Source organism: Bacillus cereus group sp. TH152-1LC (assembly GCF_027710505.1).
GTDB classification, from domain to species: domain Bacteria; phylum Bacillota; class Bacilli; order Bacillales; family Bacillaceae_G; genus Bacillus_A; species Bacillus_A mobilis.
Window position 1 is genome coordinate 1 of record NZ_JAQFNK010000027.1, and the last position, 14,125, is coordinate 14,125.

Genomic DNA, 14,125 nt, shown 5'->3' on the forward strand with positions numbered 1-14,125 from the left:
GAACACGGAAGTTAAGCTCTCTAGCGCCGATGGTAGTTGGGACCTTGTCCCTGTGAGAGTAGGACGTCGCCAAGCAACTAAACACGAGTCAAATGACTCGTGTTTTTTCGTGTTTTCTTTTATAATCCATAGTAATTAAAAAATGTGTTTAAATAATCATTATTTTGATTAAATACAGGGGAATGTGGCTAGGATAGTGAATAAGCAAAAGAGTTGCAAATTTTATTAATACGTATATAATTAAAGTCAAAGATAGTCAAAGTCAATAAAGGTGGCGGATAAATGAGAAATATATCTGATATCATTGAGCAATATCTAAAGCAAGTTATTGACTTAAGTAATAATAATGTGATTGAAATCAAAAGAAATGAGATTGCGGATCGATTCGAGTGCGTACCATCTCAAATCAATTATGTAATCAATACCCGTTTTACGATAGAAAGAGGATTTGTAGTAGAAAGTAAACGTGGTGGAGGAGGTTACATTCGCATTATAAAAGTCAAACTGCATGACGATATAGACATTATCGATCAAATGCTTCATATGATTGATCATAGCGTTGCGCAAGGGAATGCAGAGAGTATGATTATACGTTTAATAGAAGAGGGAATCATAACAAATCGTGAAGCTAAACTTATGTTAAGTGTACTAGATCGTTCTGTATTATCAATGGATGTTCCTTCTCGAGATGAACTTAGGGCTCGAATATTATGCGCAATGTTAAGAACACTGAAATATAAATAAATACAGCTTTTGTAAAAGAGTAATAACTAAGATATAAGGCAGTTAAATATTGTAGAGGTTTTGAAAAAAGAACACGCACTTTTATTTAAACGAATAAGGGAAAGTGAACAATCTAGTAATGTATGAAAAGTATTATGAGATAGATCGTTCCTGTTGTAAAGGTGGGGATAGTGATGACTTGTCAAAACTGTAATATAAGATCAGCAACTTTACATTATACAAAAGTAATCAACGAACAGAAGACGGAAGTTCATCTTTGTGAGCAATGTGCAGAACAAAGTGGCTATACGTCTTTCTTTCAATCGCCGCAGTCTAACTTTTCATTCCATGATTTATTTGCTGGTTTATTACATGGTGAATCAACAATGTTTGAAGAAGGACAAAACGGGCTTTCGAATACAAGTATATTAAGGTGTCCAGATTGTAAGATGACATATGAGCAATTTACAAAGGTGGGACGTTTTGGATGTGCTTCTTGTTACGATACATTTAAGGAACATTTAAAGCCATTATTAAAACGTCTTCACGGCGGACATACAGATCATTGTGGAAAAATTCCGGAACGTATAGAAGGAAATATTCACTTAAAGAAAGAATTAGATGAACTAAAACTCATTCTGAAACAATACGTACAGAAAGAGGAGTTTGAGAAAGCTGCTGAAGTAAGGGATAAAATTCGAGGTCTTGAAAATCAGCTTAGTGAGCATAGAGAGGGGGAATAGTTCTATGTCACTGGACAAAATCATGAATGAAGCGATTAGTCCATGGATGAAGGGGGATGGCCCTGATTCTGATATTGTTTTAAGTAGTCGAATACGTTTGGCTCGTAATTTTAAAAAATATCAATTCTCTACTATGCAAAACGAAGAAGAAGCTAAACAGATTCATGAATTATTTAAAAAGGAATTTATAAATAAAACGGTAGAACCCTTTGGAGAGTTTGAACTATTAAAAATGAATGAATTAACGCCTCTTCAAAGGAGAGTATTAGTTGAAAAGCATTTAATTAGTCCTAACCTTGCAGGAACAGAATATGGAGCATGTCTATTGTCAGGAAGCGAACATATTAGTGTTATGCTGAATGAAGAAGACCATATTAGGATTCAGTGCTTATTTTCAGGGTTGCAGTTATCAGAGGCCCTTCAAAGTGCCAATCAAATAGATAATTGGATAGAGGAAAAGGTTGAATATGCTTTTGATGAATCACTTGGATATATAACGAGCTGCCCTACTAACGTTGGTACAGGATTGAGGGCTTCCGTAATGATTCACTTACCGGGACTCGTTTTAACGAAAAGAATTAGCCGTATTATACAAGTAATTCAAAAATTAGGGTTAGTAGTAAGAGGAATATACGGTGAAGGTAGCGAAGCGTTAGGTAATATATTTCAAGTGTCAAATCAAATGACGCTAGGAAAATCTGAAGAAGATATTATTGCAGATTTAAAGAGTGTCATTCAACAAATCATACAGCAAGAGAAAATGGATAGAGAATTAATTGTACAAAATTCAAGTATTGAGCTTGAAGATAAAGTTTATCGCTCTTATGGCATACTAGCAAACAGTCGGTTAATTCAATCTGCGGAAGCGGCCACTTGCTTATCAGATGTACGACTTGGTATTGATTTAGGATATATAAAAGGTGTATCGAGAAATATTTTGACTGAGCTAATGGTTCTTACACAACCAGGTATTTTACAACAATATGCAGGTGGACCTTTAGGACCAGAAGAAAGAGATTATCGAAGAGCAACCTTAATCCGTGAGCGATTACGTATTGAAAAAAACTAAGCGCAAGTAGGAGGCGATTTCTATGATGTTTGGAAGATTTACAGAAAGAGCACAGAAAGTATTAGCTTTATCTCAAGAGGAAGCAATTCGTATTGGGCATAATAATATTGGAACAGAACATATTTTACTTGGGCTTGTACGTGAAGGTGAAGGAATTGCAGCAAAAGCGTTAATTGCTCTTGGATTAAGTCCAGAGAAAGTTCAAAAAGAGGTAGAAGCATTAATTGGACGCGGAACAGAAGCTTCTCAAACTGTACATTATACACCGCGTGCTAAAAAAGTTATTGAGTTGTCAATGGATGAAGCTCGTAAATTAGGTCATTCTTACGTCGGAACAGAACATATCTTACTTGGTTTAATCCGTGAAGGTGAAGGTGTAGCAGCACGTGTTTTAAATAACTTAGGTGTTAGCCTGAATAAGGCAAGGCAACAAGTATTGCAACTTCTTGGAAGTAATGAAGCAAGTTCAGGTCACCAAGGTGGTTCTTCAACAAATGCAAATACACCGACACTGGACAGCTTAGCACGTGATTTAACAGTTGTTGCACGTGAAAATCGTCTAGATCCTGTTATCGGGCGTGGTAAAGAAATTCAACGTGTAATTGAAGTTTTAAGCCGTAGAACAAAAAATAACCCTGTATTAATTGGAGAGCCTGGTGTAGGTAAAACGGCAATTGCAGAAGGATTAGCACAACAAATTGTAAATAATGAAGTTCCTGAAACATTAAGAGATAAGCGTGTTATGACACTAGATATGGGTACAGTTGTAGCTGGAACGAAATATCGTGGTGAATTTGAAGATCGTTTAAAGAAAGTTATGGATGAAATCCGTCAAGCTGGCAACATTATTCTATTTATTGATGAACTTCATACATTAATTGGTGCAGGTGGAGCAGAAGGTGCTATTGATGCATCGAACATTTTAAAACCATCTTTAGCACGCGGAGAGTTACAATGTATTGGGGCGACAACTTTAGATGAATATCGTAAATATATTGAAAAAGACGCGGCTTTAGAGAGACGCTTCCAACCAATTCACGTTGATGAGCCAAGTTTAGACGAATCAACTCAAATCTTGAAAGGTTTACGTGATCGTTATGAGGCACATCACCGTGTATCTATTACAGATGATGCAATTGATGCAGCTGTAAAGCTTTCAGACCGTTATATTACAGATCGTTTCTTACCAGATAAGGCAATTGACTTAATTGATGAAGCTGCTTCAAAGGTTCGCTTACGTTCTTATACAACACCACCAAATCTAAAAGAGCTTGAAGTGAAGCTTGAGGAAATTAGAAAAGAAAAAGATGCAGCTGTGCAAAGTCAAGAATTTGAAAAAGCTGCTTCCTTACGTGATATGGAACAACGCTTACGTGAGAAGTTAGAAGATACGAAGCGTCAATGGAAAGAGCAACAAGGAAAAGAAAACTCAGAAGTGACAGTAGAAGATATTGCAAATGTCGTTTCTACGTGGACTCGTATACCGGTTTCTAAACTTGCACAAACAGAGACTGATAAATTATTAAACTTAGAATCCATCCTTCACGATCGTGTTATTGGTCAAGATGAAGCGGTAGTAGCTGTAGCAAAGGCTGTTCGTCGTGCTAGAGCGGGATTGAAAGATCCAAAACGTCCGATTGGTTCATTTATTTTCTTAGGACCAACAGGTGTAGGTAAAACAGAGCTAGCAAGAGCATTGGCAGAATCTATGTTCGGTGATGAGGATGCAATGATTCGCATCGATATGTCTGAGTACATGGAGAAGCATTCTACTTCTCGTTTAGTTGGATCTCCTCCAGGATATGTTGGATATGAAGAAGGTGGACAATTAACAGAAAAGGTTCGCCGTAAGCCATATTCAGTTGTCCTATTAGATGAAGTAGAGAAAGCTCACCCTGATGTGTTTAACATTTTACTACAAGTATTAGAAGATGGTCGCTTAACGGATTCTAAAGGGCGTACAGTTGATTTCCGTAATACAATTGTTATTATGACATCTAACGTTGGTGCAGACGCGTTAAAACGTAATAAACATCTTGGATTTAACGTACAAGATGAGAGCCGCGATTATTCAGATATGAAAGGTAAGGTAATGGATGAACTGAAAAAAGCATTTCGTCCAGAATTCTTAAACCGTATTGATGAAATTATCGTGTTCCATATGCTTGAGAAAAAACATATTCAAGAGATTGTAACACTTATGGTAAATCAGTTAGTGAATCGCTTAAAAGAGCAAGAGATTGAATTGCATTTAACAGAAGGAGCTATTTCAGCCATTGCTGATAAAGGATTTGACCGCGAATACGGTGCTCGTCCGCTTCGTAGAGCAATTCAGAAACATGTAGAAGATAGACTGTCGGAAGAACTTTTAAAAGGTGCTATTGAGAAAGGTCAAAAAGTTATCTTTGATGTTGAAGGGGAAACATTTGTCATTCATAGTGCTGAAAAGGTAAAATAAGTATAGACAAACTAAGAGGGCTACGAGATAGCCCTCTTTCTTGTACGAGAAGGATAAACTGTTTATAGATGAAAGTGAAGTGAAATATAAAACGATATGGCTAAAAAGAAAACAAAATTCACATGTCAAGAGTGTGGTTATCAGTCACCAAAATATATGGGGAAATGCCCTGGTTGTGGTCAATGGAATACACTTGTTGAAGAGATGGAACCGGTTGTATCATCAAGACGCCTTAATTATGCCAATGCAATTCAATCGGAAGTAACAAAACCAAGACGCCTAACAGAAGTAGAAACAAAATCTGAGGCACGTATTGAAACGAAATTCCAAGAGTTTAACCGTGTACTTGGTGGTGGGATTGTAGATGGATCCTTAGTACTTATTGGTGGAGACCCTGGTATTGGAAAATCAACATTGCTATTACAGATTTCATCGCAATTAGCAGATTCTTCATATGATGTACTATATATATCCGGTGAAGAATCGGCAAAACAGATTAAACTTCGTGCAGATCGTTTGCATGTAAATGGTAGTAATCTATTTGTTGTATCAGAGACGGACTTGCAGCGAATTGCAGCACACATTGAAGAGATGAATCCAGCTTTTGTTGTTATTGACTCCATTCAAACGATACATTTACCTGAGGTAACGTCAGCGCCGGGAAGTGTGGCACAAGTACGTGAATGTACAGCAGAATTAATGAAACTTGCAAAAACGAAAGGAATCCCTATTTTTATCGTCGGACATGTAACAAAAGAGGGGGCAATTGCAGGACCTCGTATGTTAGAACATATGGTCGATGCAGTTCTTTACTTTGAAGGAGATCGTCATCATACATACCGTATTTTGCGAGCTGTGAAGAATCGTTTTGGTTCCACGAATGAAATGGGCATTTTTGAAATGAAAGAGCTTGGTCTTGCGGAAGTCTTAAACCCCTCTGAAATTTTTCTTGAGGAAAGACCTGTTGGAGTCGCAGGATCAACAGTAGTTGCCTCAATGGAAGGAACAAGACCGGTTTTAGTAGAAATACAAGCATTAATCTCCCCTACTAGTTTTGGAAACCCTCGAAGAATGGCGACGGGAATTGATCATAACCGTGTATCGCTTATTATGGCAGTGTTAGAAAAAAGAACAGGTTTATTATTGCAAAATCAAGATGCATATTTGAAAGTGGCAGGTGGTTTGAAATTAGATGAACCAGCAATTGATTTAGCTGTGGCTTTAAGTATCGCCTCAAGTTTTAGAGATAAATCTACGGCACCAACCGATGCAGTAATAGGAGAAGTAGGATTAACTGGAGAAATAAGAAGAGTATCGAGAATTGAACAACGTGTACAAGAAGCAGCTAAATTAGGATTTCAACGTGCTATTATTCCTAGAAAAAATTTGGGAGGATGGACAATTCCGGATGGGATTGAGGTAGTAGGTGTATCTAATTTAGGGGAAGCGCTTCGTTTGACATTAGGAGGCTAGACTATGGAAGAAAACAAGCAACGTGTCAAAAGTATGATTAATATTTTACAACTCGTGGCCCCAGGAACACCACTGCGCGAAGGGATAGATAATGTGCTTCGCGCACAAACAGGGGGACTAATTGTTCTTGGATATAACGAACAAATTAAAAGTATTGTAGATGGAGGCTTTCATATTAATTGCGCATTCTCTCCTGCTAGTTTATACGAATTAGCAAAAATGGATGGGGCACTTATTTTAAATGAAACTGGAAGTAAAATTTTAATTGCAAATGCACAGTTAGTTCCAGAGGCATCTATCGATTCTATTGAAACAGGTATGCGCCATCGGACGGCAGAGCGTGTAGCAAAGCAGACAGGTAGTCTCGTTGTGGCTATTTCACAAAGGCGTAACGTAATTACACTATATCAAGGGAATTTACGTTATACACTAAAGGATATAGGTGTTATTTTAACAAAGGCAAACCAAGCTATTCAGACGTTAGAAAAATATAAGGCTGTATGGAATGATGGTATTACCAATTTGGGCATTCTAGAATTTGAAGAAGTCGTTACAATGTCCGAGGTGGTTCATGTGCTACATAGTGTTGAAATGGTACTGCGTATTAAAAATGAAATATTGAGCTATATTCATGAGCTAGGAACAGAAGGTAGGTTAATTCGTTTACAACTTACAGAACTACTAGCTGATTTAGAGGCAGAGGCAGCGTTATTAATTAAAGATTATTACCAAGAAAAAACACAAGACCATCATCAAATTTTGAAAAAGTTACAAGATCTTGCGAACACACAACTTCTAGAGGATAGCGATTTAGTTAAATTACTTGGATACCCAGGACAAACGAGTTTAGAAGAAAGTGTGACGCCGAGAGGATACCGAATCACAAGCAAAATTTCGCGCGTTCCGCCACTTATCATTGAAAATTTAATTAATCGGTTTAAGACTTTGCAAGGTGTTTGTCGAGCAACTATTAATGAATTGGATGATGTGGAAGGAATTGGAGAAGTCAGGGCGAAGAAAATACGAGAAGGCCTAAAAAGAATCCAAGAGCATCTCTATATGAGTAGACACAATTAAGAATATTACATTGATTCCATAATATAACGACACTAGAACACTTTTGGTATATGATATGATATATTGGTAAATAAAACTATTTATAAAAAAACACGTCCGCTTTTGCATTCGGCGTTTTGATTAGCGAAACAATGGTTAATAATGAGTAGGAGGTGGTTGGATGTTAAAACGGATTGTACAGCTCTTCTTTCTAGTAATTGGGGGAGCGTTAGGGATTTACTTAATCCCAAAAGTTATTAATGTATTAGACATCGGTGCCGTTCCTTTATTGGAAGGATCGTATGCTCGTGCAATTATTGGTGCAATTATTTTATTTTTAACAACATTTTGGCTTGTAGATTATATTGTTCAACTTATTAAGCATATTGAAGAGGCCCTTGTAAAGGCGCCTGTAGCGGATGTTTTATTTGGTACATTAGGTTTAATCTCTGGGCTTATTGTTGCGTATTTAATTTTAATACCAATTCGTGAATTTACAATTCCAGTTATTAGTACAGTGTTGCAAGTGTTCTTTACTCTTTTACTTGGATACTTAGGATTCCAAGTAGGGTTTAAAAAGAGGAATGAATTGCTAGGATTATTTACACTACCACAACGTGGGAAGAAGAAAAATAATAATAGTGATAATGAAGAAACTGAAGCAGAGGTAGAAGAATCTACAACTCATTGGAAAATTCTCGATACGAGTGTAATTATCGACGGACGTATTGCTGATATTTGCCAAACAAAGTTTTTAGAAGGAACAATTGTGATTCCACAATTCGTGTTAGAAGAACTTCAGCACATTGCCGATTCTTCGGATGCTTTAAAACGTAATCGTGGTCGCAGAGGATTAGATATTTTAAATCGTATTCAAAAAGAGATGCCGATTCCGGTAGAAATTTATGAAGGCGATTTCGATGATATTCAAGAAGTGGATAGCAAGCTTGTAAAGTTGGCGAAAATCACTGGCGGAACAGTAGTAACGAATGATTTCAACTTAAATAAAGTTTCTGAACTACAAGGGGTAACGGTGTTAAACATTAACGATTTAGCTAATGCAATTAAACCTGTTGTACTCCCGGGAGAAGAACTAAGTGTTTATGTTGTAAAAGACGGAAAAGAACAAAATCAAGGTGTTGCATATTTAGATGACGGCACGATGATCGTAGTAGAAGATGGTAGAGAATATGTAGGTTCACAACTCGATGTGCTTGTTACGAGTGTGTTGCAAACATCGGCTGGTCGTATGATTTTCGCCAAACGTAAATTATTAGAAAAAGCATTATAAGTAGAGGATTATTAATATGTATACATTAATTATTCCAGCAGCTGGTCAAGGGAAGCGGATGGGTGCTGGCAAAAATAAGTTGTTCTTACTTATTAATGAAGTACCGATTATTGTGCATACGTTACGTGCTTTTGAAAAGGATAAAGCGTGCAAAAGTATTATTATGGCAATTAATGAAGAAGAGCGCTCGTATTTTGAAGAGCTAATGCAGAAGTATCCGATTGAAAAGCCAGTACAATTTATTCAGGGCGGAGCTGAAAGACAAGATAGTGTGTATAATGCGATTCAGCATACTAGTGATGTTGAGTATGTCCTTGTACATGACGGTGCGCGTCCATTCGTAACGAATAAAGTGATTCAAGAGGTATTAACTGCAGCAGAAAAATATGGGGCGTCCATTTGTGCGGTGCCAGTGAAAGATACTGTTAAGAAGGTAGAGCAGGGTGTTGTTGTCGAAACGGTAGAAAGATCTCAGCTTAAAGCTGTACAAACACCGCAAGGGTTCTCTGTTTCTCTTTTGTTAGAAGCTCATAGAAGTGCGAAACAGAGTTGTTTCCTTGGTACAGATGATGCAAGTCTTGTAGAACGTATCGGGAAGCAAGTAGGTGTAGTAGAGGGAAGTTACTATAATATTAAAGTGACGACTCCAGAAGACTTACTAATTGCTGAAAGTTTCCTTCACGTTCAAAAGAAATGACAGTGATGATTATAGCGAAGAAAAGCTCGGCAACAGCCGGGCTTTTCTTTATAAGGATAGCAATATAATATAGAATCATAAAGCTATGTAGTTTAGCTTGAGGAGGATGTAAAAAATGTTTCGAATTGGACAAGGTTTTGATGTACATGAATTCGCGGAAGGTAGACCGTTAATTATTGGTGGAATTACAATTCCTCATGAGAAAGGATTAATTGGTCATTCAGACGCAGACGTATTGTTACATACGATTGCGGACGCATGTTTAGGCGCAATTGCAGCAGGGGATATTGGAAAGCATTTCCCTGATACAGATCCCGCCTTTAAAGATGCTGATTCAGCTGTATTACTGCAAAAGGTTTGGGAATTTGTATGTGAACAAGGTTACGAGTTAGGGAATCTAGATTGTACAATTATTGCTCAAAAGCCAAAGATGGCACCACATATTGAAAGTATGCGTAAACGCATTAGTGAGCTATTAGAAACGTCTATTGATAATATCAATGTAAAGGCAACAACAACAGAAAAATTAGGGTTTACAGGTAGAGAAGAAGGAATTGCTTCTCAAGCAGTTGTTTTATTACAGAAAAAATAAGGGTTTTTAATTCGTAAGATGGATAATCACATTTGTTTGGTGTACAATTATAGAATGTGTTGACATTAAGAATGGAAGGTGTACCAATTATGGAAAAGCAAGTGAGAGTGCGCTATGCGCCAAGTCCAACAGGACACTTACATATCGGAAATGCGCGTACGGCATTATTTAATTATTTATTTGCTCGTCATCAAGATGGTAAGTTTATTATTCGTATTGAAGATACTGATGTAAAACGTAATGTTGCTGGTGGAGAAGAAAGCCAATTAAAATACTTGAAATGGCTCGGTATGGACTGGGATGAAGGTGTTGATGTTGGTGGTGAATTTGGACCATATCGTCAAACAGAGCGTTTAGATATTTATAAAAAATTATATGAAGATTTACTAGAGCGTGGTTTAGCTTACAAATGTTATATGACAGAAGAAGAGCTAGAAGCAGAACGTGAAGGACAAATCTCTCGTGGTGAAACACCTCGTTACGCAGGTAACCACCGTGATTTAACTGAAGCACGAGAGAAAGAATTTGAAGCTGAGGGACGTATTCCAAGTATTCGTTTCCGTGTACCAGCTGACCGTGATTACACATTTAAAGATATCGTAAAAGATGAAGTTGCATTCCATTCAAATGATTTCGGTGATTTCGTTATCGTGAAAAAAGATGGAATTCCAACTTATAACTTTGCGGTAGCAGTAGATGATCACTTAATGGAAATTACACACGTACTTCGTGGTGATGATCATATTTCAAATACGCCAAAACAAATGATGATTTATGAAGCTTTCGGTTGGGATATCCCGCAATTTGGTCATATGACTTTAATTGTAAATGAAAGCCGTAAAAAATTAAGTAAGCGTGATGAATCTATTATTCAATTTATTGAGCAATATAAAGAGCTTGGATATCTTCCAGAAGCAATCTTTAACTTTATTGCATTACTAGGTTGGTCGCCAGTAGGAGAAGAAGAAATCTTCTCTCAAGAAGAGTTTATCAAAATGTTCGATGCAGCTCGTTTATCAAAATCACCTGCATTATTTGATTCTCAAAAATTAAAATGGATGAACAACCAATATATGAAAAAGCAAGACTTAGATACAGTGGTAGAATTAAGCTTACCGCATCTAGTGAAAGCTGGACGTATAGGTGAAACTTTAAGTGAACAAGAGCAAGCTTGGATTCATGATGTAATTGCGTTATATCATGAACAAATGAGTTTTGGAGCTGAAATTGTAGAGCTTTCTGAAATGTTCTTCAAAGATCATGTTGATCATGAAGAAGAAGGACAAGAAGTATTAAAAGGTGAACAAGTACCAGAAGTACTTCGTGCATTTGCTGGCCAAGTAGAAGCACTAGAAGCGATGGAACCAGCAGCAATTAAGGCGGCTATTAAAGCAGTTCAAAAGGAAACAGGCCATAAAGGTAAAAATTTATTTATGCCAATCCGTGTTGCAACTACTGGTCAAACACATGGTCCAGAGCTTCCTAATGCTATTGCACTTCTTGGAAAAGAAAAAGTTTTAAATCGTCTTCAAAAAGTAATTGGTTAACATTTTCTAGGTTTAGAAATATAATAAGTATACTTAAAACCTAATAAGGAAAAGCGACGAGAAGGAGAAGTAGAAAATCAGGCTTTTTACAGAGAGAACCACCTTTAGGCTGGAAGTGGTTTATAAGCGGATTTTTGAAATGCCCCTTCGAGTCTTCTGCTGAACAGCAAATTGTTTTGCGAAACGTCTTAGGGCGTAAAGTAAGCAGAAGCGGTGTACACCGTTATCAGAGATGAGTTTGAGGCTTTTTTTAGCCTAAACAGAGTGGAACCGCGCTTATAAGGCGTCTCTGTCAATATGACAGAGGCGTCTTTTTTTATACCGTAAAACTGGGTATGAGTATAAGTTTTATCTACGTGTATAAAGATTTAGGGAGATAAGTAGGGAGTTAGTTCACTCGAAAAAGCAGCCCATAAAGGGGAGGGAACGTCGATGTTTAAGAGGCTTCGGGAAGATATTGAAGTCGTTTTTGAACAGGATCCAGCGGCAAGAAGTTATTTCGAAGTCATTTTGACTTACTCTGGATTACATGCAGTTTGGGCCCATCGAATTGCACATGCTTTTTATAAAAAGAATTTCTTCTTTATTGCACGTTGGATCTCACAAGTTAGTCGTTTCTTTACTGGTATCGAGATTCATCCAGGAGCAACAATTGGTCGTCGTTTTTTCATAGACCATGGAATGGGGGTTGTAATTGGAGAAACGTGCGAAATTGGCGATAATGTAACGATCTATCAAGGAGTTACATTAGGTGGTACGGGTAAAGAAAAGGGAAAGAGGCACCCTACAATTCAGGATAATGTATTAATTGCAACAGGTGCTAAAGTACTAGGTTCTATTACAGTTGGAGAGAATTCTAAAATTGGAGCAGGGTCTGTCGTATTAAAAGAAGTCCCTGCGCATTCTACAGTTGTAGGTATACCTGGCCGAGTCGTTATTCAAAATGGAGTAAAGATCGGTCAAGAATTAAATCATTCTGACCTTCCAGATCCAATTTTTGATAAATTAAAGGTTATGGAAGTAGAACTTGATAAATTGAAAAAACAACTTGAAGTAAAGGTAGAAAGGAAGGATAAAAATGACTATTCACATTTATAATACGTTAACGCGTCAAAAGGAAGAGTTTACTCCATTAGAAGAAAATAAGGTAAAGATGTATGTGTGTGGACCTACAGTTTATAACTATATTCACATCGGGAATGCAAGACCACCTATGGTATTTGATACGGTACGCCGTTATTTAGAATATAAAGGGTATGATGTGCAGTATGTATCCAACTTTACTGACGTAGATGATAAGCTAATTAAAGCAGCAAATGAATTAGGTGAAGATGTGCCGACAATTGCTGATCGTTTCGTTGAAGCGTACTTTGAGGATGTAACGGCACTAGGTTGCAAACACGCAACAGTACATCCGCGTGTAACGGAAAATATGGATATCATTATTGAATTTATTCAAGAACTTGTGAATAAAGGATATGCATATGAATCAGAAGGTGATGTGTACTTTAGAACGAAGGAATTCGAAGGGTACGGTAAATTATCGCATCAACCAATAGCAGACTTACGTCACGGTGCGCGTATTGAAGTAGGAGAAAAGAAACAAGACCCTCTTGATTTTGCTTTATGGAAAGCTGCGAAAGAAGGAGAAATCTTCTGGGAAAGCCCTTGGGGGGAAGGTCGTCCAGGCTGGCATATTGAATGCTCGGCAATGGCGCGTAAATACTTAGGAGATACAATCGATATTCATGCTGGTGGCCAAGACTTAGCATTTCCTCATCATGAGAATGAAATTGCGCAGTCTGAGGCGTTAACTGGAAAAACATTTGCACGTTATTGGATGCACAATGGATATATTAATATTAATAATGAGAAGATGTCTAAGTCACTGGGGAACTTCATTTTAGTTCACGATATCATTAAGCAATATGATCCACAGTTAATCAGATTCTTTATGCTATCGGTGCATTACCGTCACCCAATTAATTTCAGTGAAGAGTTATTACAAAGTACAAATAACGGACTGGAAAGAATTAAAACGGCTTACGGTAACTTAAAACACCGTATGGAAAGCAGTACCGATTTAACAGACCATAATGAAAATTGGTTAGCGGAACTGGAAAAATTCCAGACTGCATTTGAAGAAGCAATGAATGATGACTTCAACACTGCTAATGCAATCACTGAGTTATATAATGTAGCAAATCATGCGAATCAATATTTACTGGAAGAACATACGTCTAAAGTGGTAATTGAAGCATACGTAAAACAACTTGAAACATTATTTGATATTTTAGGGTTAGAATTAGCGCAAGACGAGTTGCTTGATGAAGAAATTGAGGCACTTATTCAAAAACGTATTGAAGCTCGTAAAAATCGTGATTTTGCATTGTCAGATCAAATTCGCGATGATTTAAAAGACCGTAATATTATTTTAGAAGATACCGCTCAAGGTACAAGATGGAAAAGAGGATAA

Annotated in this window: 12 protein-coding genes and 1 other annotated feature; all 12 genes read left to right on the forward strand. The window is 37.2% G+C overall.

The window, feature by feature from the left end; translation table 11 throughout:
* Positions 1-282 precede the first annotated feature (282 nt).
* The 12 genes from ctsR (at position 283) to cysS (ending at position 14,125) form a co-directional block, all read left to right on the forward strand.
* Positions 283-744 carry a transcriptional regulator CtsR gene (ctsR, locus tag PDL00_RS30490; protein ID WP_061678384.1) on the forward strand — a complete coding sequence of 154 codons (462 nt, stop codon included), beginning with the start codon at positions 283-285 and terminating at the stop codon, positions 742-744.
* 173 nt (positions 745-917) lie between these two features.
* Positions 918-1,466, forward strand: coding sequence for a UvrB/UvrC motif-containing protein (locus PDL00_RS30495; RefSeq protein WP_242256401.1), 549 nt, complete (start codon positions 918-920; stop codon positions 1,464-1,466).
* 4 nt (positions 1,467-1,470) lie between these two features.
* Positions 1,471-2,535, forward strand: a complete 1,065-nt coding sequence (locus PDL00_RS30500; protein WP_270733341.1) for a protein arginine kinase — start codon at positions 1,471-1,473, stop codon at positions 2,533-2,535.
* A 22-nt stretch (positions 2,536-2,557) separates the two neighbouring features.
* Positions 2,558-4,993, forward strand: coding sequence for an ATP-dependent protease ATP-binding subunit ClpC (gene clpC, locus PDL00_RS30505; protein WP_061678382.1), 2,436 nt, complete (start codon positions 2,558-2,560; stop codon positions 4,991-4,993).
* 96 nt (positions 4,994-5,089) lie between these two features.
* Complete coding sequence (gene radA / locus PDL00_RS30510; protein WP_061678381.1) at positions 5,090-6,466, forward strand: DNA repair protein RadA; 1,377 nt, start codon at positions 5,090-5,092, stop codon at positions 6,464-6,466.
* Positions 6,467-6,469: 3 nt separating this feature from the next.
* Entirely contained in the window at positions 6,470-7,543 is a 1,074-nt protein-coding gene (gene disA, locus PDL00_RS30515) for a DNA integrity scanning diadenylate cyclase DisA (RefSeq protein WP_061678380.1), read from the forward strand.
* 160 nt (positions 7,544-7,703) lie between these two features.
* Positions 7,704-8,813, forward strand: coding sequence for a PIN/TRAM domain-containing protein (locus PDL00_RS30520; RefSeq protein ID WP_061678379.1), 1,110 nt, complete (start codon positions 7,704-7,706; stop codon positions 8,811-8,813).
* A gap of 16 nt (positions 8,814-8,829) precedes the next feature.
* Entirely contained in the window at positions 8,830-9,510 is a 681-nt protein-coding gene (gene ispD / locus PDL00_RS30525) for a 2-C-methyl-D-erythritol 4-phosphate cytidylyltransferase (RefSeq protein WP_242256396.1), read from the forward strand.
* Between the two features lie 115 nt (positions 9,511-9,625).
* The gene (gene ispF, locus PDL00_RS30530; RefSeq protein ID WP_002159614.1) at positions 9,626-10,102 is read left to right on the forward strand and encodes a 2-C-methyl-D-erythritol 2,4-cyclodiphosphate synthase; all 477 of its coding nucleotides are present in this window, start codon (positions 9,626-9,628) and stop codon (positions 10,100-10,102) included.
* Between the two features lie 89 nt (positions 10,103-10,191).
* Positions 10,192-11,649 (forward strand): glutamate--tRNA ligase, encoded by a 1,458-nt coding sequence (gene gltX, locus PDL00_RS30535; RefSeq protein WP_270733343.1) that lies wholly within the window; start codon positions 10,192-10,194, stop codon positions 11,647-11,649.
* Between the two features lie 47 nt (positions 11,650-11,696).
* Positions 11,697-11,943: a binding site (T-box leader), on the forward strand.
* Between the two features lie 138 nt (positions 11,944-12,081).
* Positions 12,082-12,747, forward strand: a complete 666-nt coding sequence (gene cysE, locus PDL00_RS30540; RefSeq protein ID WP_000476500.1) for a serine O-acetyltransferase — start codon at positions 12,082-12,084, stop codon at positions 12,745-12,747.
* Positions 12,728-14,125 carry a cysteine--tRNA ligase gene (gene cysS / locus PDL00_RS30545; RefSeq protein WP_242256392.1) on the forward strand — a complete coding sequence of 466 codons (1,398 nt, stop codon included), beginning with the start codon at positions 12,728-12,730 and terminating at the stop codon, positions 14,123-14,125. Before cysE ends, cysS begins: the two co-directional genes overlap by 20 nt.